Origin of the sequence: Campylobacter pinnipediorum subsp. pinnipediorum, from assembly GCF_002021925.1 — a bacterium.
In the GTDB taxonomy this organism is placed as follows: domain Bacteria; phylum Campylobacterota; class Campylobacteria; order Campylobacterales; family Campylobacteraceae; genus Campylobacter_A; species Campylobacter_A pinnipediorum.
Map to the genome: position 1 here is coordinate 1,606,287 of NZ_CP012546.1, position 22,400 is coordinate 1,628,686.

At 27.4% G+C, this 22,400-nt stretch carries 15 protein-coding genes; 8 read left to right on the forward strand and 7 right to left on the reverse strand.

The window, feature by feature from the left end; translation table 11 throughout:
- Positions 1–7: 7 nt before the first annotated feature.
- The 7 genes from CPIN17260_RS08215 to CPIN17260_RS08245 all read right to left on the reverse strand — a co-directional run bounded on the left by CPIN17260_RS08215 (position 8) and on the right by CPIN17260_RS08245 (position 4,154).
- Positions 8–562 (reverse strand): DUF2393 family protein, encoded by a 555-nt coding sequence (locus CPIN17260_RS08215; protein ID WP_078406246.1) that lies wholly within the window; start codon positions 560–562, stop codon positions 8–10.
- Entirely contained in the window at positions 562–1,092 is a 531-nt protein-coding gene (locus CPIN17260_RS08220) for a DUF2393 family protein (RefSeq protein WP_078415649.1), read from the reverse strand. Before CPIN17260_RS08220 ends, CPIN17260_RS08215 begins: the two co-directional genes overlap by 1 nt.
- Positions 1,086–1,295 carry a phosphoribosyl-AMP cyclohydrolase gene (locus CPIN17260_RS08225; protein WP_069633269.1) on the reverse strand — a complete coding sequence of 70 codons (210 nt, stop codon included), beginning with the start codon at positions 1,293–1,295 and terminating at the stop codon, positions 1,086–1,088. Before CPIN17260_RS08225 ends, CPIN17260_RS08220 begins: the two co-directional genes overlap by 7 nt.
- 24 nt (positions 1,296–1,319) lie before the next feature.
- Positions 1,320–2,432 (reverse strand): prohibitin family protein, encoded by a 1,113-nt coding sequence (locus CPIN17260_RS08230; RefSeq protein ID WP_069633268.1) that lies wholly within the window; start codon positions 2,430–2,432, stop codon positions 1,320–1,322.
- A 15-nt stretch (positions 2,433–2,447) separates the two neighbouring features.
- Positions 2,448–3,362, reverse strand: coding sequence for a branched-chain amino acid transaminase (locus CPIN17260_RS08235; protein ID WP_078398138.1), 915 nt, complete (start codon positions 3,360–3,362; stop codon positions 2,448–2,450).
- Positions 3,363–3,450: 88 nt separating this feature from the next.
- Complete coding sequence (gene bcp, locus CPIN17260_RS08240; protein ID WP_069633266.1) at positions 3,451–3,954, reverse strand: thioredoxin-dependent thiol peroxidase; 504 nt, start codon at positions 3,952–3,954, stop codon at positions 3,451–3,453.
- Positions 3,951–4,154, reverse strand: coding sequence for a tautomerase family protein (locus CPIN17260_RS08245; RefSeq protein WP_069633265.1), 204 nt, complete (start codon positions 4,152–4,154; stop codon positions 3,951–3,953). Before CPIN17260_RS08245 ends, bcp begins: the two co-directional genes overlap by 4 nt.
- Positions 4,155–4,263: 109 nt before the next feature.
- Between CPIN17260_RS08245 and CPIN17260_RS08250 the strand changes: the two genes are divergently transcribed.
- From CPIN17260_RS08250 to CPIN17260_RS08285, 8 genes are all read left to right on the forward strand, one after another.
- Complete coding sequence (locus CPIN17260_RS08250; RefSeq protein ID WP_069633264.1) at positions 4,264–4,686, forward strand: hypothetical protein; 423 nt, start codon at positions 4,264–4,266, stop codon at positions 4,684–4,686.
- A 9-nt stretch (positions 4,687–4,695) separates the two neighbouring features.
- Positions 4,696–4,878 (forward strand): hypothetical protein, encoded by a 183-nt coding sequence (locus CPIN17260_RS08255; protein WP_069633263.1) that lies wholly within the window; start codon positions 4,696–4,698, stop codon positions 4,876–4,878.
- Entirely contained in the window at positions 4,875–6,350 is a 1,476-nt protein-coding gene (locus tag CPIN17260_RS08260) for a hypothetical protein (protein WP_078440869.1), read from the forward strand. The genes CPIN17260_RS08255 and CPIN17260_RS08260 overlap by 4 nt, the downstream gene beginning before the upstream one ends.
- Before the next feature lie 201 nt (positions 6,351–6,551).
- The gene (locus CPIN17260_RS08265) at positions 6,552–8,681 is read left to right on the forward strand and encodes a hemagglutinin repeat-containing protein (protein ID WP_078440870.1); all 2,130 of its coding nucleotides are present in this window, start codon (positions 6,552–6,554) and stop codon (positions 8,679–8,681) included.
- Positions 8,678–10,177 carry a hypothetical protein gene (locus CPIN17260_RS08270; protein WP_078440871.1) on the forward strand — a complete coding sequence of 500 codons (1,500 nt, stop codon included), beginning with the start codon at positions 8,678–8,680 and terminating at the stop codon, positions 10,175–10,177. Before CPIN17260_RS08265 ends, CPIN17260_RS08270 begins: the two co-directional genes overlap by 4 nt.
- Before the next feature lie 257 nt (positions 10,178–10,434).
- A complete protein-coding gene (locus tag CPIN17260_RS08275; RefSeq protein WP_069637167.1) occupies positions 10,435–12,066 on the forward strand; it encodes a ShlB/FhaC/HecB family hemolysin secretion/activation protein in 1,632 nt (543 codons plus the stop codon).
- A 16-nt stretch (positions 12,067–12,082) separates the two neighbouring features.
- Positions 12,083–20,737, forward strand: coding sequence for a two-partner secretion domain-containing protein (locus tag CPIN17260_RS08280; protein WP_078440872.1), 8,655 nt, complete (start codon positions 12,083–12,085; stop codon positions 20,735–20,737).
- On the forward strand, positions 20,734–22,209 hold the full coding sequence (locus CPIN17260_RS08285) for a hypothetical protein (protein WP_078440873.1): 1,476 nt from the start codon (positions 20,734–20,736) through the stop codon (positions 22,207–22,209). The genes CPIN17260_RS08280 and CPIN17260_RS08285 overlap by 4 nt, the downstream gene beginning before the upstream one ends.
- Positions 22,210–22,400: the final 191 nt, after the last annotated feature.

Here is a 22,400-nt window from a genome sequence, read left to right on the forward strand (position 1 = left end):
TATCTCCCTAATAACAATTTAATTTATTTATAATCATACTTTTTGAAAAGTATGGGGGAAATGGCATAGACACGCTAAAAGAAGCTATTTTTTTAGGCTTAAGATCTTTTGCTACACTAAAACTATACTCAACAGTATTTGGCTTTTCATTGCCATCATTGCTATCAAAAAACCAAGAAAACAAAGAAGCTCCGCTGGATTTAAAAAATGAATTGCCTGAAACATTATGAGTATTTAATGCCTGATTTACAATTTTAACTCCAAAATTACATTTGCTAATTTGGAATTTACCAATATTTTTCACTTCACCATTAAAAACAATAGTCTCGTTAATCAAGATTCTATGATGTTTAACATTTTGCAAAACACCTTTTTTTGTATATTTATCAAGTATTGGCATTAAAAAACCGGCGGTAACACTACAAGCTAAGATATTTGTAAAAAGTAAAGACCAAAATAATTTCTTCTCTGCTTTAAAAGACAAAACAAAAAACAATATAAATAGAACAAAAATAACACACAAAACCAAAATATGAATTATTGTGAAATAACTTATACTCACTAAAAACAATCCGTTCTAGTTGTAATATTATAATCAACAAAGGCAAAATTATTTACTGTTATTTTCATATTTCTCATTTCATTTACATCTATAGGTTCTTTTGTAAAAACGCTTTTAACCAAAAATGGTTTTACCGAATTTATATAATTTTTAAACTTATTTTTGGATATTGTATAGAAATTTACATCAAATTTGCAAATTTTTAACTTATGTTTTGATTTATTAGTTATATTTAAATCCAATATTAATGTATTAGAATACTTAAGTTGCTTTGTCTTAATCTCTGAAATATCAACATTTCTTAAAATTTTATTTAAATTGATATTTGCAAAATAAAGACCAATAAAAAATCCAACAAAACTAGCAAAAAAAACCAAAAAGCCTATTTGCCAATACCATTTTATAGTAAAAAAAATACTTAATACAACCATAAAAATAAAAGCAAGAAAAATCCAGCCATAGGAAAGATAATCTATCAAAGTTGCATTTTTAAAAATAAAAAATATAGTATGTTTTATATTTTCTAGCATCTTATCAATTTACTTTTGTTTATATTTTTCAACATTCTATTTCTAGTTCTAGAAAAATAGTGAGCAAATCTTGTTTTTATACTTAAATTAAAAGATTCTTGATTCATATAAGCAAAAATTAAAACATCTTTAATTTCACACTCTTGAACCGCACACGGAATAAGTCCTGATATCCTACTCCGATTTATATTTATATCGCTCACATATTTTCCTAATTCTTACCAAATTTAACGATTTATAGAACTCTGAGTAGCCTTATCTTTTGTATCAACCCAAATATTTGGCACAGCACCACCTGGAGTTAAGAAAATTTTAGTATCTTTGTTTTCACGCAAGGCTTCATTAAATTTAGCCTGTGTTTCTATCTGTTTTAAATTTAGCAAATTATTATCTAAACTCTTGGCGATCTCTCTATTTGCATAAGCATGAGCTTCTGCTTCTATCTTAACGGCATCTGCTTTTGCTTTTGCATTTATAATAGCTGCCTTTGCAGAACCCTCTGCCAAAGCTGCTTGTTTTAACGCCTCTTGGTTAGCTCTTTCAACCTCATATTTTGTTCTTTCAGCCTCTTGCTTTGCTATTTGAACTCTTTCTATCTGCTCTTTAACCTTAGCTGGCAATATAATCTCTCTAAGCTGAACTGTAAGTAACTCAACAGGTCTATTTGGCTGAGCATCAATATCTTTTCTTATACCTTGGTCTATTTGTATAGCTATCTCATTTCTTTTTGTAGGAAGCTCTTCTGCTGTATATTTTCCTGTTACACTTCTCACAACATCTCTAACAACAGGATCAACTATTTTACTCTCCCAGCTAAAACCCCAAGCTGCTATTGTTTGAGGTGCATTTTCAGGATTTAATCGATATTGAACAGTTATATCTATACTAACCGGCAAGTTTCTAGCATCAAGAACAGATATTGAGTTTTTTCTTATAATCCCAACATTTGATCCACTAAATGTCTTTATATTGCTTTCACCCATGTCTTCGCCAGATGTATAGTTTATAAGCCTAACTCTAGTATCAACTACTGCAACTCTTTGAATCAAAGGCACAAAAAAGTGAAATCCTGGCTGAAGCGGGAGCGGTTCATATTTACCAGCTGTTGATTTTATACCAACCTCACCGGAGTTTATTATCACAAATGGCTGAGCTATAGCAATAATAGCAATAATAGCAATAATTATATAAGCAAATACTCCAAATTTTCCAACCCCATTTGGCAACTTAGGACCTTTGAAATTTGGTCTTTGTCTTCTTGGCTCATCATCATTTGAGTTATTATCGTTTTGACTAGAGCCTTTGCGTTTATTAAAATAATCGTTTAAATCTGCTGGCATTTATTTCCTTTTTTATTAAATATAAGTTAAAAATGATGCGTATTTTTCATTTCGTCCATAAACTACATCAAAATACGCATCTTGAATTTTTGTAGTAATTTCACCTCTTACTCCGCTACCGATAATTCTAGCATCTATATTGCTTATCGGAGTAACTTCCGCCGCCGTTCCGGTAAAAAAAGCCTCGTCTGCCGTATAAGCCTGATCTCTTGTTATACGCTCTCTTCTTACTTCTATGCCAAGATCTTTTGCGATTTTGATAACCGTATCTTGCGTTATACTCACCAAGCTATTATCATTTGGAGGGCTTATCAATACACCATCTTGAACAATAAAAAAACACTCGCCAGAACCCTCAGCAACAAAACCATCCTCATCTAAAAGTAAAGCCTCATCATATCCAGCCTCTTTTGCCTCATAATTTGCCATTTGAGAATTCAAGTAGTTAGAACTAGCCTTTGCTTTACCCATCTGGCTTTTGATTGAATTTCTTGCAAAACTAGAAATTTTTACTTTTATACCTTTAGTTAACCCATCTTCACCAAGATAAGCACCCCACTTCCAAGCTGCAATAGCTGTATTTACAGGTGCTTTTGTATGAGAAATGCCCATCACACCATAACCTAAATAAATAAGCGGGCGAATATAAACATTTGAGTCAAAATTATTTACTTTAAGCACTTGTATTTGTGCATCTTCGAGCTCTTTTTGAGTATAAGAAACATTTATAGCTGTCATTTTTGCAGAGTTCAAAAGACGCTTAGTATGTTCTTTAAGTCTAAATATAGCCAAACCTTTATCTGTTTTATAAGCTCTTGTGCCTTCAAAAACAGCATTTGCATAGTGCAAAGAGTGGGTAAGAACATGAACCTTAGCATCATCCCATTTTACAAGTTTGCCATCCATCCAGATAAAATCTGAAGTATTCATTTTTGACCTTTCATTAAATATAAAATCATCAATAGTCTATCAAAAAATTATTAATACACTATATTTTATAATTTAATTTTAAATATTTTTACAAACCTTTGGTTATATCAGCTAAAACCTTTACAGCATGTTCTTTTGCTTTTACACTTTTGTATACTTTTAAAATTTTACCATCTTTTCCTATAACAAAAGTTGTTCTAACTATGCCTAAATACTCTCTTCCATAGTTTTTACGAACTTGCCATACTCCATAATCCTTAGCAACTTGTCTTGCTTCATCGCTTAATAATATATGTTTTAAACTATGTTTTTGCATAAAACCTGCATGAGATTTTACAGAATCAGGGCTTACACCTATAATTACAGTATCATTTTTTATAAATTCATCATAATTTTGTGTAAACTCACAAGCTTCTGTCGTGCAACCAGGTGTATTATCCTTTGGATAAAAATACAAAATAACATTTTTACCAACAAAATCTTTAAGGCTTATTTTAACACCATCTTGATTTTCAAGCTCAAAAATTGGAGCATCGTCACCTTTTTGCAAAACAACTTTTCTTTCTATATCTTCTTTACTAAAATCACTCATTTGCTTTCCTCTTTGATCTTTTTTATACTTTTTCCGCCTACACCTATGTCATCATCTTTTAAAGTTTCTAACATAACCATAACTCTTTCTTTGTTTTTTCCAAGAACCCTAACCATAGTATCTGTTACCTCTTGTATGATTTGTTCTTTTTGTTCTCTGGTAGGCTCTGGACCTGCCATTTTTATATTTATAAAAGGCATTTTTACTCCTTTTGAATTTTTTATGATTTTAAATAATTTTATTAAATTTTAGCTTTTGTTTAACTTTTAAATTTTAAAATACAAAAACAAGTAAAGTAAGGAGTAACAAATGGATTACAACAAAGAAGATAAAGGTGTTGTTTGCTTTATGTATAAAACATGCAACAAAAGAACAGTATATTTTGCTTTTGCTTTTATAATTACACTATTATGGGGTTTTTTGGCGCTATCATATAACTTTGAACAAAGCGAGTTTTCATACCTTATGATTGGCTTTGGAGTAATTACAATTTCAGCACTTTTTATATCAATAAATCCTCATATTTTTTTACTTAAACTTGTAGGATTTTTAGCATCTTTGGCAGGAATTTTGATCACCCTTCACAATATAAATGAGTTAAAAAGCATTACAGAAAATAGCATTTTTAGTACTTATTTTATAATTATTTCAGCCTGTGGCTTTGTTATACTTTTTACTCTGCTAAGCTGGTTTGTGTATAATGCAAGAAGTAGTGAAGTAAATCAAATTTAAGGATTATAAATGAAAAATTTTAGTTTTTATAACCCAACAAAAATTGAGTTTGGAGTAAATGAGCAAGCAGATATATTAGATAGATTAAATTTAATAAATATATTTAAGCTTTTTACATCTGATTCTCCACATAGTTCATATATATGTGAGGATTATGAAAATATTGGTGTAGTATGTGGGTATAGAGAATGAAAAAGATAATCTTATTTATAATCGTAACAATATTTTTTAGTGGATGTTCTTACAAATCTCACTATATAGAAGTAGGACCAAATACTAAATTAAGTGCACCAAAATTTGCTTTTACAATCCCTAACCCTTATCCAAATTATCCTTTTGAGACTATTCGATTAAATAATTTCTATAATACTATTAGAATTTTTAGAGACATCCCAAATATGATGAAAGAGGATATAAGGATAAAGGCATTAAACATTACCAGATTAAGTGAAAAATATAATAAATTATTTCATAGTAAACTAACCAAGAAAAATACTTTTGATTATTATATCAATGCTCCTTTAAGTGACTTGGATTTAGAGGGTCATATAGAATCAAGAACAGAATATCATAAAAGATATATTAATTATATAGCAGGGCTTAAATGCTATACAATTTCTTTATCTACAAATATAGGCATGGGTTTAGGAAACCGTCTTAATAGTATAACTTGTCCATATTACAATAAAGATGGAGAAGAGATGGCTATAATGGTTCACTATGACTTTATCTTTACAACTGGTGGAACAGTATTAGAAGGCTCTAAACAATCAAGCACAAAAAACTACACTCTACAACAAATGAATTATGCATTTAAACAAGATGTAAAAGAGATATTTGACTCTTTAGAAATTTATGATATAGATAAAGATAGAATGATAAAACAAGGAATGTATTATCCAGATAAAAAGTATGATATAAATGCAGATAATAAGGTAAAAAACTTTTATACCAATATAGATTTAAATCCAAATGAAAAAGCAACAAGTCCTTATTTTACTTTTAATATTCCAAACTCTTATCCTGAGTATAAATTTAAATCATACTTTAATGGTATCAATACTAAATATAATGAGATATATTTTTTTAGAGAAATTCCAAATATCTTAAATGATGGTAGAATGAAAGAAAGTGCAAGAGTATATACTTTTAGTATTTATGATCCAAAATTTAATACCTTATCTACACTTTATAATAAAACCCCCAAAGAGTTAATTCATGATCTACTCACAAACCCGAAATCTTCTTATAAACATTATTTAGGGATGTCTTTTAATGAAGATGAGTTAAAGTATAGAGCTAGTGGTATGAGATATATTAATTATGTAGCAGGATTAAAATGTTATACAAGTTTAATATATAGAAAAGAACTAGATTATCATAGCTTTGCCCATTATGATACAACCTGCCCATATTATAATAAAAATGGAGAAGAAGATGCTATTGTAATTCAACATAAGTTTAAGTTTACAAAAGAAAACTCAACCAACGAAGAATTTGAAAATTTACATTTAAATTATATGAAGGGTATAAAACAAATGATAGATTCTATTGTAATTAAAAACATAGATATAAACAAGATGAAAAGACTTAATATATACTATCCAAATAAAAAGTATGATATAAATGCAGAAGATAAGATAAGAAGCTATTATATCAAATAGTTAAATTTAAAGAGAAACTAATATACTAAAACATATATTATCACTTTTAATAAATTTAGTTTCTCTTATATAAATTTATATTTAAACTTATATGAGAGTTTAGGTCTAAGCTAAACTCTAAATTTAAATAATCCAAATTCAACCAAATTCCAAAATTTAAGTAGAAGCTTAAACACAAACAAAAAACTAAATACAAATACAATTATAAAAGGAAGTAATGTTGTAGCCAAAGATGAGCTTAATATAAATACTCATAATTTAGATATAAGTGCAAGTAATGACTTTGACTCTACTAATAAAAATACTAAATCAACAAATGGTAGTGTAAACTTTACTATGTATGGAGGTGGAAGAGGATCTGCTTTACTTGGTTATGGACAAAGTAGATATGACTCTAGCTCTTCAACATTTAATAACTCAAATTTAAAATCAAACAATATAAATATAGATGTAGTAAATGATGCTTTATTTAAAGGAGCAACTCTAAGAGCTAATGATACATTAAATTTAAATGTAGGAAACAACTTAGATGTAATATCTTTACAAGATGAATATACTTATAGTAATAAAGGCTTTAATGTAAGCGCAGGAGTAGGATTTAAAGGAGATAATGCAAAAGCCAATAGGGTTCCAAGTATAGAAGTAAGTGAAGCATCTTCAGCAAATACAGGCTTTAATATAAATAACTCTATAGGATTAAATAAGCAAAGTGTATTAACATCTTTAACAGGAACTAATGTAAATATAGATGTTAAAAACAATACCCATTTAAAAGGTTCGCTAATAGCTAGTGGTAAATTTGATGATAAAGCTAACTTTATAGATAATAAAAAGCTAAACTTTAAAACAAATACCCTTACCTTTGAAAACCTATCAAACACTAATTACAATAGTTCTAAATCAATAGGCATAAATTTAAATCTAAGCTCAAAAGATAAAGATGATAAAAAAGATAATAAAGATAATTTAAACAATAAAGATACTAGAAATTTAGCATTATCAGATAGTGATAGCAAAGATAGTCTAAACAATAAAGTAAATGGTGTATCTAATACTATCTCATCACTAGGTTATAATCAATCAAACTCACTAAATATAAATAACTCTAAAACTCTAGCTACACTAGGTAAAGGAAGTATAACAATACTTGATCAAGCTAACTCAGATGATTTACAAAGACTAAACACAGATACATCTAAACTATCAAATGAGTTATATAGTTCACAAACCAACTCTAAAGTAGATGCTAGCTTAGATACAAGACTACTTAGTAGAGATGGAAGAGAGCAGATGAAACATGATTATGAGAATATGAATAAAAATATGAACATAGTAGCCTCAACCCTTCCAGATGAATATAGCGATAATAAAGTAGAGGCAGCTTTTGGAAAGGCATTAAATGTGTTAGCTGCAGCGACCCTTGGAATACTTCCAAACAATGGACGAGGAGGTTTACTTGCAAATTTACCTGTACTTACAGGAACAGCTGATTCTGAGCATAGAGTATTGCAGATTGTAAATGGAAAGTCTCCTAAGCATGAAAACAACAAAGAAGGCTATATAGAGATAGAAAAATCTAAATTCTATAAAAGATTAGATGAAAAAGGAAGAGAAAAATTAAAAGGTTTAGGGCTTTATATATCTAAAAAACCAGTCACCATCTCAAAAGATACAGTTACCTCTCAAAACTCAGTAAATGGAATTTTAAATCCAGAAATTAATGCTATAATAAATGGTTTAGAGCAAACAGGACAATCCAAAGCAACAACAGATAAACCAGTAGAGTTAAATGTGGCTTATAACCCAACATATGGATTTATGCCAGACTTACTAGAATCATTAGTTGATAAAGTAGGTCTTTGGTCAACAGGTATTGCAAAGCAAACGGGAAGATTTGTTAAAGATACAATAGAAGGTAGAGGAGGTGAAAAGGTTAACTTTGCCTTTCATTCACAAGCAAATTTGCTTGGTAAAAGCGGGATAAAATATATTAATAAATATGAAGGAGGTTTTATGAAGATAGAAGATGGTAAACGTAAACCAAGTTTTTCATCATTTGGTTCACCTGTAAATGTAAAAGATATGAGCAAATTAATATCTGATGATCCATCTGAAGGAGGATTGGGTTATAAGTATAACTCTGTAGTTAAAGATGGTGACTTTGTAGGAGAGGGTTTAGGTGGAAATAAAGGGGTCAACAAACAAGCAGATATATTAGATAGATTAAATTTAATAAATATATTTAAGCTTTTTACATCTGATTCTCCACATAGTTCATATATATGTGAGGATTATGAAAATATTGGTGTAGTATGTGGGTATAGAGAATGAAAAAGATAATCTTATTTATAATCGTAACAATATTTTTTAGTGGATGTTCTTACAAATCTCACTATATAGAAGTAGGACCAAATACTAAATTAAGTGCACCAAAATTTGCTTTTACAATCCCTAACCCTTATCCAAATTATCCTTTTGAGACTATTCGATTAAATAATTTCTATAATACTATTAGAATTTTTAGAGTTGTATTTGATAGAGACATCCCAAATATGATGAAAGAGGATATAAGGATAAAGGCATTAAACATTACCAGATTAAGTGAAAAATATAATAAATTATTTCATAGTAAACTAACCAAGAAAAATACTTTTGATTATTATATCAATGCTCCTTTAAGTGACTTGGATTTAGAGGGTCATATAGAATCAAGAACAGAATATCATAAAAGATATATTAATTATATAGCAGGGCTTAAATGCTATACAATTTCTTTATCTACAAATATAGGCATGGGTTTAGGAAACCGTCTTAATAGTATAACTTGTCCATATTACAATAAAGATGGAGAAGAGATGGCTATAATGGTTCACTATGACTTTATCTTTACAACTGGTGGAACAGTATTAGAAGGCTCTAAACAATCAAGCACAAAAAACTACACTCTACAACAAATGAATTATGCATTTAAACAAGATGTAAAAGAGATATTTGACTCTTTAGAAATTTATGATATAGATAAAGATAGAATGATAAAACAAGGAATGTATTATCCAGATAAAAAGTATGATATAAATGCAGATAATAAGGTAAAAAACTTTTATACCAATATAGATTTAAATCCAAATGAAAAAGCAACAAGTCCTTATTTTACTTTTAATATTCCAAACTCTTATCCTGAGTATAAATTTAAATCATACTTTAATGGTATCAATACTAAATATAATGAGATATATTTTTTTAGAGAAATTCCAAATATCTTAAATGATGGTAGAATGAAAGAAAGTGCAAGAGTATATACTTTTAGTATTTATGATCCAAAATTTGATACCTTGTCTACACTTTATAATAAAATCCCTAAAGAGTTAATTCATGATCTACTCACAAACCCGAAATCTTCTTATAAACATTATTTAGGGATGTCTTTTAATGAAGATGAACTTAGTAGTAATGGATATAAATACACAGGAGGCAGATATATTAATTATATAGCAGGATTAAAATGTTATACAAGTTTAAAATATACCAAAGAGATAAATTATCACAATTATACTTATTATTATGCAACATGCCCATATTATAATAAAAATGGAAAAGAAGATGCTATTGTGGTTGAGCATAAATTTCAATTTAGTAAATTTCATACAACCAACGAAGAACTTGAAAATTTACATTTAAATTATATGAAGGGTATAAAACAAATGATAGATTCTATTGTAATTAAAAACATAGATATAAACAAGATGAAAAGACTTAATATATACTATCCAAATAAAAAGTATGATATAAATGCAGAAGATAAGATAAGAAGCTATTATATCAAATAGTTAAATTTAAAGAGAAACTAATATACTAAAACATATATTATCACTTTTAATAAAATTTAGTTTCTCTTATGTAAATTTATATTTAAAAGAAAATTTACAGATAAACCAATATAGTTTGTAAAACTACACATAAGATTTATAAATCCAAAATAGACTATTAAAAATTTAATATATTTTAAACAAAAATATATTAATATAAATGTTAAAAAGTTGTATATAAATTTATAGATATATTAATATACAAAAAAGGTATTCGCATGAGATTATTGTTTTTAATCTTTGCCATCATATCTTCCTCCTGCGCTACAATCTCCCCTGAAAACATTGTTAAGCAAAAACAGAAAGATTTTGTTCAAAAACAGATTTATAAAGAGCAAATAGATACTAAAAATAAAAGTAGATTTTATAATATAGACCTACTTGATATAAACAAAACCTCTAAATTTAGTGAAAATTGCATACAGATTAATAAAATAAATATTTCAGATATTAGGGTATTTAAGATTAAAGATATCAATAAGATACTAGATAGATATCTAAATAGGTGCAATACCATTAGTGATTTAAAAAATCTAACGAATGAGATAACAAATAAATATATTAAAAAGGGATATACCACAAGCAAAGCATACTTAAAGATCCAAGATTTAAGTGATGGTATTTTAGATATAAGCATTCTTGAAGGAAAGGTAGAAAAAGTCTTAGCAGATGATATAAATATGGTAAATCTATATAATGGCTACAAAGGAAGGATATTAAATTTAAGGGATTTAGAGGTCGCTTTGCAACAAGGTGAAAGACTGCAATCACAGGCTTTAAAGATGGAGCTAATTCCATCTTCTTTGGATGAACATACCATAATTAAAGTTTCAAATGGTAGTGATAAGAATAGAATCTATGGAAATATTGGTACAAACAATTATGGTTTTAAAAAAACAGGTAAATATCAAATCTATAATAATTTTAATCTTGAAAATCCATTTAAAATAAATGACATTTTAAATCTAAACCTCAACTTTACAAATAAAGTATTTAAAAGCAATGACAATACGCTTGGAACGTCAATAAGTTATAGTGTTCCTTATGAGAGATTTTTATTTGATATATATTATAACTATTCAAACTACAAACAGATAAACAATGATGAGTTTGGCACTATATTTAAAACAGATGGGAGCAACAACTCAAAAGGTATAAATCTATCTTATAAAACGTTTCATTCACTTGATCATACATTGGAGTTTATCTTAAGATATGACAATAAGAAATCAAAAAATTTTTTAAATAATATAAAACTGGATTTACAAAGTTATTCTAGCTCATCTTTAGGTATAGGTTTTAGACACAGCTATAAGGGAGGCGAATTTGATTATTATAGTCAGCTTTTAATCTACAAAGGGGTAGATGGAAGTAAAGACAAAGAGGCTTCAGCTAAGATATATTATGACAAATATGTGGTTGATTTAGGATTTAATAGATATTTTAATACAGACAATTACCTAAAATATAATTTTTATTTAAGAGGACAATATAGTAATGATGAGCTTTTTGGTAGCGATGAGATATCTATGGGTGGAATTTATAGCGTAAGAGGTTTTAAAAATACAGGGCTTAGCGGAAGCAGTGGTTTTTATACTAGAAACGAGCTATCTGTGCAATACAAAATAAAAGATGCCATATTTATGCCATATTTAGCAGTTGATTATGGATATGTTAAAAAAGATAAAAATAGTATATTTGGAAAAATTACAGGTTCTAGTATAGGTTCAAGAATATACTTAGATAGATTGAATTTAGAGCTATTTTATAATATTCCCTTAAGGGATACAGATTATACAAAAGAGCATAGTTCAAAGTTTTTTGGGTTTAATATAGTTTATAACTATTAAATATTATGGAGTAAAAATGAAACAAGTATTTAAAAAGATAGTATCTGTTATTATAAGTTCAATGCTTATAGCTCAACAAGGATTACTAGCAAGCAGTATTGATATAGACACAAACGCTCCTATAAAAAATAGAGCCTCGCTAGACAAAGCAAGAAATGGTGTGCCCATAGTAAACATAGTTAAGCCAAACAGCGAAGGACTATCTCATAATAAATTTTCTAATTACAATGTGGAGAAAAAAGGAGTTATACTTAATAATTCAAACAAAAGAGATGTAGATACAAAACTCTCTGGATATATATATGGGAATAAAAATTTAGCAAATAGCAAGACAGCAAAAATAATATTAAATGAGGTAACAAGCAAAAGAAAGACAAGACTTGAGGGATTTACTGAGGTTGCAGGAGATAGAGCATCTGTAGTCATATCAAATCCAAATGGTATATATATTAATGGTGCAGGGTTTATAAATACAAAAAAAGCGACTATAACAACAGCAAATCCGAGTATAAAAAATGAAAAAATAGATAGTTATGAGATAGATAAAGGGCTAATACAGATAGAAAAAGATGGGCTAAATACCAAAAATGTTGATAAAGCAGAGCTCTATGCAAAGACTATAGAGTTAAATGCTAAAATACATGCCAATGACTTAGAAATAATAACTGGTAAAAATAAGATTCTCAATAATGGAACCATAATTTCAAAAAATGATACAGAATCTAACAAGGTTTCACTAGACTCATCATCTCTTGGTGGAATATATGCAAATAGGATAAAATTGGTTGGTACAAGTAGAGGTGTTGGCGTAAGCCTAAAAGGAGAGATATCAGCACAAGATAGTCTAGAGATAAACTCTAGAGGTAAGATAGTTTTAAATAAAGCACTATCTGGCTCAAAAGTAGAGATTAAAACAGATGACAATTTAGAATCAAACACAATATATGGATCAAATATAGATATAGAAGCAAAAAACAATATTCATAACAAAGATATAATTGCTTCAAAAACAGATATAAAGATAAAATCTAACTCATTAATAAATGATAATGTGATTGCTTCAGGAATAGAGGCTGATTTAAAGGTTGCTAAAAGAGGCAGTTTAAATATTCAATCAGATAGAGTTGTAAATAAAAATACTTTTTATGCAAAAGATGACGTATATTTAAGTTCTAAATTTATTAAAAACACTAAGAATTCACAGATAAACTCAGGTAAAAATATAGCTATAAAAACCAAAACTATTGACAATGAAGAAAGTGTTAAAATTATAGCAGAAGATAAAATAGATATAATAAATACAAACGATATAAAATCAAACAGAGCAAATATAGAGGCTAAAGATATTTTTATAGACTCAAATGTATTTAATTCTGAAAACTCCAACATAGTTGCCACAAAAGGAAATTTAAATATAAACTCAAACATTATAAATTTAGATAACTCTAGGCAGATAGCAGCTCTAAATGATATAAGCCTTACATCAGATAATATAAGTCTAAATGGAGCAAATCTCTTATCTCAAAACTCAAACATCAATATAGACTCATCAAATTTAAACGCCATAAAAGCAAATATTGGTGCAAATTTACTAACAACTATAAAATCAAAAAACTATATAAAAGCTAATGGTATAAGTCTTGAATCTGGAAAGATAGATATATTTACAAAAAATCTTATATTATCAGATGTAAATATGGACTCTAAAAACTATTCTTCTAAATTGCTATCAAAATCTTTATTGGATATAAAAGCAAGTGATATTTTAAATACAAATGGATACATTGGTGCTTTAAAAGATATAAGCATAACCTCAAGTAGCTTAGATAATATAAAAGGCACTATATCTTCTAATGAAAATATAGATATAATAGTTAATTCTTTAAAAAATACATCTGGTTTAATAAGTAGTAAAAATCATTTAACATTAAAGTTAGATGATTATAAAGATGTAAACTCAATTCTTCAAAGTGGGGATTTGAGGCTTAATGGACAAAGTTTAAATTTACATAATTCAAAAATAATATCAACAAATAAAGATATAAATTTAAATATTTATGGAAATAGTAGTTTTAACGATGTTATTTTATATTCTAACAAAGATATTAACCTAGATTCTAAAAATATAAATGGAGTTAAATTAAAATCACAAGCGAAAGAAAATATAAAATTTAATGCTTCAAATTTGGAATTGGAAAATAGTACTATTTATAATATTGCCGATATAGATAAAAAATACAAAAATGGATATAAGCAAGGTGATATTAGTTTTATATCAAATTCTATCTCTTTAAAAAACTCAAATTTAGCATCTAAAAATTTAACAATCAAACCAAAAGACAAGCTTAATATCTTAAGCTTAAACAATTCACTACTAGAAGCAAACAATAATATAAATATTTTAACCAAAAAGTTTAGCACAATTAGCTCTACACTTAGCACTTTAAATGATTTAGATCTTAAAATAAATAGCATAGAAAATGAAGTGCGAAGTTCGAATTTTAATGGTAAAAATGTAGATATAAAAATAGATGGTGATCTTTTACTTCAAAAAGATAACTCCATAAAGGCAACAAACAGCATAAAACTACAATCTAACTCAATTATAAATAAAGCAAACATAATATCTGATAATGATATTTTTATAGAAGCTAAAGACTATATAATAAACAACAATCAAATATCATCTAAAACTTTAAATTTAAAAGCTAAAAACTATATAAATAATGAAAGTTTAAACGATGATATAGTTTCTATAAGAGGTGCATTTTTAGATATAAATACAGATAAATTAACAAATAAAGCTTTGTTATACTCCATGTATGACATGAATATGAATACCAAAAATTTAGATAACTATGGAGCTATTGCATCATCAAACAATGATAATTATAGTTCAAATTTAAATATAATATCTAACAATTTAAAAAATTATAACACAATATATTCAAGTAATAATTTAAACCTATATATTAAAGATTCTCTTATAAACCAAACAGATAAAATAAAAGTTGATTTAAGAGATGAAAAAGCAATAATATTTGCTAAAAATGATATAAATATTAAAGGGGATAAAGATAAGAGTTTAAGAACTGAAAGTATAGTAAATGACAAAGCCGCAATACAAACTCAAACTAAAGATATAAATATATTTGCTAAGAGCTTGAAAAACATATCGGATAAACCAGATCTCATAGGTAAATACAACAAAGTTAAAGAGATAGTTTCTGGCGGAAAAAGAACCTATCTAGGAAAAAAGAAAAAGGTTAGCACAGGCGATCCGCATTATAATTTAGTTACTAGATATATAGATGAGATGTATGTGGTTCCTAAAAAATCTCCAAATGCAGAAATTATTTCAGGTATGGATATAAAATTTGATGTAGGTTATATAAATAATGAATTTTCTAAAATAATATCTGGAAATAATATATATTTTAATTCTAAAAACATATTAAACCAGGAGCATGAATTAGTAAAACTTACTACAACTGAAAAAGAAGTATATAGAAATGAAAGATATTGTAAGCATAGAAAATTTGGACATTGCGTGGACCATGGCTACAAAATGTTTTATAAAGGCACAAAGACAAGCAAGGAAAAAGAAACTTTTAAAATTGGTTCACTAATATTTGCAAAAAATAATTTACTTGGAAAAACAGATGGTTTGGTTAATGGCAACATAGATAGCGTTGTTCAAAATTCAGTCTACAACCCAAATTTAGATATAAAACTAACTAAAACAAATCTATCATCTAATAAAATAAATATTAAAGATAGTTTAATCAATCAAGCTGATATAAATTTAGATACCATAGATAAAACAAACTTTAATAGAGTAATAAACACCATAAAAGATGATTTTAACTTACCTAAAAATAGATATTCGTTTTTTATACACAACCCTAATAATCCAAACTATTTAATAGAATCAAATCCGCTTTATACAGAGTTATCAAACTATTTAGGAAGTAGTTATTTTTTACAAAAAATAAACTATAGAAGCGACAGAAAGATAAAAAGTATAGGTGATGCAGCTTATGAAACAAAGCTTGTAAGTGATGCATTAAGAAGACATTTAGGAAGAGCTTATATAAATGATAACTATTTTACAAATCCAAATGCTCAGTATATAAAATTTATGGATAATGCTGTAAATCAAAGCTCTATTTTAGGTTTAACTTTAGGTAAAGAGCTAACACACGAGCAATTAGCAAATTTAAAAGAGGATATAGTTTGGTATGTAAGTAAAGTTATAAATAATGAAGAGGTATTAGTTCCTGTCGTTTATTTAGCAAAAGATTATAAAAAAATAGATGGTGCGACAATTACTGCAAAAAATGTAAAGCTAGATGTAAAAGATAAGTTAGTAAACTCCGGAAGTATTATTTCAAAAGAGTATTTAAATTTACAAGCTAATACCATAGTAAACAACACAGGATTATTACTATCACATAAAAAACTTAATCTTATAGCAAACAAAGATATAGCAAACAAAAATGGTGCAACCATTAAAGCTGGTGATATAAATATTGTATCAAAATATGGAAGTGTTATAAATGAAACATTTGTTAAGCAAGTAAGAAGCGGAGATAATTATAATAACACAACATATACTCAAATAAGCAAACCATCATCTATAATTGCAACAAATAACAACTTAATAATAAATGCAAAAAAAGATATTAAAGACATAGCTGGCAACCTTGAAGCAAAAAACACCATAAGATTATCTACTATAACAGGAAATATAGATATAAACTCTAAAGAGTTAAAAGATGAATTTAACAATGAAGGAGGTAGTAATTTTTATAAAACCAAAAATACAGACTATCTTAGTTCAAATTTAAATGCAAACAATATCATAATCTCTTCAAATAAAGATGTAAACATAGAGGCTAGCAATTTAAAAGCAGATAATATTATAGGTATCAATGCAGATAAAAACCTAAATATAACTGCTTTAAATAGCATAAGGCATAAAGATATACAAACTCATTCAAAAGGTTTTTTTAGCTCTAAAACAACAAGAGATATGAGCTATAAAGAAAGCGTAAACTCTTCTTTGCTAAAAGCTAAAAATATACTCTTAAACTCTAATAATGATATAAATTTAGAAGCAGCTAGTATTAAAGCAAAAGATAATATAGTAGCAAATGCCAAAAATGATATAAATCTCTTAGCAAAAGATTATGCAATTAAAGAGCTTCACTATACAAATAAAAAAGGATTTGGAGGATTTAGTAGAAGTGTAAGTTTAAACTCAAATAATAATTTAAACTTACATAGCACGAAGCTTCAAACAGAGGCCAACAATATAGTCTTAAACTCAAAAAAAGATATAAATATCTTAGCAAGTGAGGTATTAAGCGCTGGCGATATAGAGCTTAAAGCCTTAAATGATGTATTGATCTCCTCTAGGCAAGAATTAGAAAAAAATGTAAATTATAGTAAAAAAACTAAGTTTAATCCACTAGGTGCATTAAACTTAGTAGGTGTAGACGTTACACCTCTATACTCGCAAAAACTTCACGAAGATGAGTTAGTAAAATCTAAAAGCAAAGAAAGTCTTTTAGTTTCTAAGGGTAATACAATTATAGATAGCGGTAGTACAGCTATAGTTGGATCAAATTTAAATTCGAATAAAAATATATACATTAAAGCTGATACTGGTAAAATAGATATACTTCCAAGCGTTGATAACTCAAATAGGCAAACCTTGGATAAAAAAACAGAGGTTAAGGTATCAAATTTAGTTAATCAAATTAAAAATGATATTAAGGGATTGAAAAAATTTAATACAAAAGTAAAAGTACAAATAGCAGAGGCAAGTTATGATAAAGAGGCAAAAATACTAAAAGATACACTAAATCTTTCTTCAAATTTAATTGCTAAAGAGAATATTATAGCCAACTCTCTTGATGATTTAAATATAAAAGGAAGTAATTTAAAAGCTGGTGGTAATGTAGTTTTAAACTCAAAGATTGGAGATATAAATATACTTAATTCAACCGATACTAAAGATAAAAGCATAAAAGAAGAGCATTTAAAAGCCTCTTTAAGTCTTACTGCTCAAAATGAATATGTAGAGATAGCAACTACTGTAATGCAAGCCCAAGAAGCTGCCAAGCAATTAAAACAGACAAAGAGTAATTATACTAAGTATAAAAAAGAAGTAAAAAAATTAGAAAATAAATTAGGCGAATTAAAAAATGATTATAAAAACAAAAAGGTTGGAGTTGATTATAGTGATATAGAGGATTTAGTAGATAAAATAGATAATCTAAAATCACAAGAAAAATACTATCTAGTAGATATAAGTGCTGCAACTATAAATCTAGCTACTAAAACAACAGCCATAGCTTCTCAAGCAGCTGCTGCTGCGGCTTCAAGTGCAACCTACGGCTTTTCTGCAGGAATAAGTGCAGATGTAAATGGCGAAAAATCAAATACTAAATCAACTACTAATATCTCTACACCTTCAAGTGTAAAAGCTTCAAATATATTAATAAACACAAACAAAAAACTAAATACAAATACAATTATAAAAGGAAGTAATGTTGTAGCCAAAGATGAGCTTAATATAAATACTCATAATTTAGATATAAGTGCAAGTAATGACTTTGACTCTACTAATAAAAATACTAAATCAACAAATGGTAGTGTAAACTTTACTATGTATGGAGGTGGAAGAGGATCTGCTTTACTTGGTTATGGACAAAGTAGATATGACTCTAGCTCTTCAACATTTAATAACTCAAATTTAAAATCAAACAATATAAATATAGATGTAGTAAATGATGCTTTATTTAAAGGAGCAACTCTAAGAGCTAATGATACATTAAATTTAAATGTAGGAAACAACTTAGATGTAATATCTTTACAAGATGAATATACTTATAGTAATAAAGGCTTTAATGTAAGCGCAGGAGTAGGATTTAAAGGAGATAATGCAAAAGCCAATAGGGTTCCAAGTATAGAAGTAAGTGAAGCATCTTCAGCAAATACAGGCTTTAATATAAATAACTCTATAGGATTAAATAAGCAAAGTGTATTAACATCTTTAACAGGAACTAATGTAAATATAGATGTTAAAAACAATACCCATTTAAAAGGTTCGCTAATAGCTAGTGGTAAATTTGATGATAAAGCTAACTTTATAGATAATAAAAAGCTAAACTTTAAAACAAATACCCTTACCTTTGAAAACCTATCAAACACTAATTACAATAGTTCTAAATCAATAGGCATAAATTTAAATCTAAGCTCAAAAGATAAAGATGATAAAAAAGATAATAAAGATAATTTAAACAATAAAGATACTAGAAATTTAGCATTATCAGATAGTGATAGCAAAGATAGTCTAAACAATAAAGTAAATGGTGTATCTAATACTATCTCATCACTAGGTTATAATCAATCAAACTCACTAAATATAAATAACTCTAAAACTCTAGCTACACTAGGTAAAGGAAGTATAACAATACTTGATCAAGCTAACTCAGATGATTTACAAAGACTAAACACAGATACATCTAAACTATCAAATGAGTTATATAGTTCACAAACCAACTCTAAAGTAGATGCTAGCTTAGATACAAGACTACTTAGTAGAGATGGAAGAGAGCAGATGAAACATGATTATGAGAATATGAATAAAAATATGAACATAGTAGCCTCAACCCTTCCAGATGAATATAGCGATAATAAAGTAGAGGCAGCTTTTGGAAAGGCATTAAATGTGTTAGCTGCAGCGACCCTTGGAATACTTCCAAACAATGGACGAGGAGGTTTACTTGCAAATTTACCTGTACTTACAGGAACAGCTGATTCTGAGCATAGAGTATTGCAGATTGTAAATGGAAAGTCTCCTAAGCATGAAAACAACAAAGAAGGCTATATAGAGATAGAAAAATCTAAATTCTATAAAAGATTAGATGAAAAAGGAAGAGAAAAATTAAAAGGTTTAGGGCTTTATATATCTAAAAAACCAGTCACCATCTCAAAAGATACAGTTACCTCTCAAAACTCAGTAAATGGAATTTTAAATCCAGAAATTAATGCTATAATAAATGGTTTAGAGCAAACAGGACAATCCAAAGCAACAACAGATAAACCAGTAGAGTTAAATGTGGCTTATAACCCAACATATGGATTTATGCCAGACTTACTAGAATCATTAGTTGATAAAGTAGGTCTTTGGTCAACAGGTATTGCAAAGCAAACGGGAAGATTTGTTAAAGATACAATAGAAGGTAGAGGAGGTGAAAAGGTTAACTTTGCCTTTCATTCACAAGCAAATTTGCTTGGTAAAAGCGGGATAAAATATATTAATAAATATGAAGGAGGTTTTATGAAGATAGAAGATGGTAAACGTAAACCAAGTTTTTCATCATTTGGTTCACCTGTAAATGTAAAAGATATGAGCAAATTAATATCTGATGATCCATCTGAAGGAGGATTGGGTTATAAGTATAACTCTGTAGTTAAAGATGGTGACTTTGTAGGAGAGGGTTTAGGTGGAAATAAAGGGGTCAACAAACAAGCAGATATATTAGATAGATTAAATTTAATAAATATATTTAAGCTTTTTACATCTGATTCTCCACATAGTTCATATATATGTGAGGATTATGAAAATATTGGTGTAGTATGTGGGTATAGAGAATGAAAAAGATAATCTTATTTATAATCGTAACAATATTTTTTAGTGGATGTTCTTACAAATCTCACTATATAGAAGTAGGACCAAATACTAAATTAAGTGCACCAAAATTTGCTTTTACAATCCCTAACCCTTATCCAAATTATCCTTTTGAGACTATTCGATTAAATAATTTCTATAATACTATTAGAATTTTTAGAGACATCCCAAATATGATGAAAGAGGATATAAGGATATTTTCATATGAGCTTAATAAAACAAAAGAAAGACACAAGCTAGTATATGATTTATTGTCTAAACATAAAACACACTATGATTATTATATCAATGCTCCTTTAAGCGACTTTGATCTAGAAGATGATATAGAATCAAGAACAGAATATTATAAAAGATATATTGATTATATAGCAGGGCTTAAATGCTATACTTATACTTATTCTAAAAATATAGGCATGGGTTTAGGAAATAAAAATCATGATACCATTTGTCCATATTATGACATAAATGGAAAAGAGACACTTATAAGAATTCACTATGACTTTATCTTTACAGCTGGTGGAACAGTATTGGAAGGTTCTAAACAATCAAGCACAAAAAACTACACTCTACAACAAATGAATTATGCATTTAAACAAGATGTAAAAGAGATATTTGACTCTTTAGAAATTTATGATATAGATAAAGATAGAATGATAAAACAAGGAATGTATTATCCAGATAAAAAGTATGATATAAATGCAGATAATAAGGTAAAAAACTTTTATACCAATATAGATTTAAATCCAAATGAAAAAGCAACAAGTCCTTATTTTACTTTTAATATTCCAAACTCTTATCCTGAGTATAAATTTAAATCATACTTTAATGGTATCAATACTAAATATAATGAGATATATTTTTTTAGAGAAATTCCAAATATCTTAAATGATGGTAGAATGAAAGAAAGTGCAAGAGTATATACTTTTAGTATTTATGATCCAAAATTTAATACCTTATCTACACTTTATAATAAAACCCCCAAAGAGTTAATTCATGATCTACTCACAAACCCGAAATCTTCTTATAAACATTATTTAGGGATGTCTTTTAATGAAGATGAGTTAAAGTATAGAGCTAGTGGTATGAGATATATTAATTATGTAGCAGGATTAAAATGTTATACAAGTTTAATATATAGAAAAGAACTAGATTATCATAGCTTTGCCCATTATGATACAACCTGCCCATATTATAATAAAAATGGAGAAGAAGATGCTATTGTAATTCAACATAAGTTTAAGTTTACAAAAGAAAACTCAACCAACGAAGAATTTGAAAATTTACATTTAAATTATATGAAGGGTATAAAACAAATGATAGATTCTATTGTAATTAAAAACATAGATATAAACAAGATGAAAAGACTTAATATATACTATCCAAATAAAAAGTATGATATAAATGCAGAAGATAAGATAAGAAGCTATTATATCAAATAGTTAAATTTAAAGAGAACCTAAATGCTAAAACATATATTATCACTTATAACGGCATTTAGTTTCTCTTATGTAAATTTATATTTAAAAGAAAATTTATAGATAAACAAATATATAAATTTATATTTAAACTTATATGAGAGTTTAGATCTAAGCTAAACTCTAAATTTAAATAATCCAAATTCAACCAAATT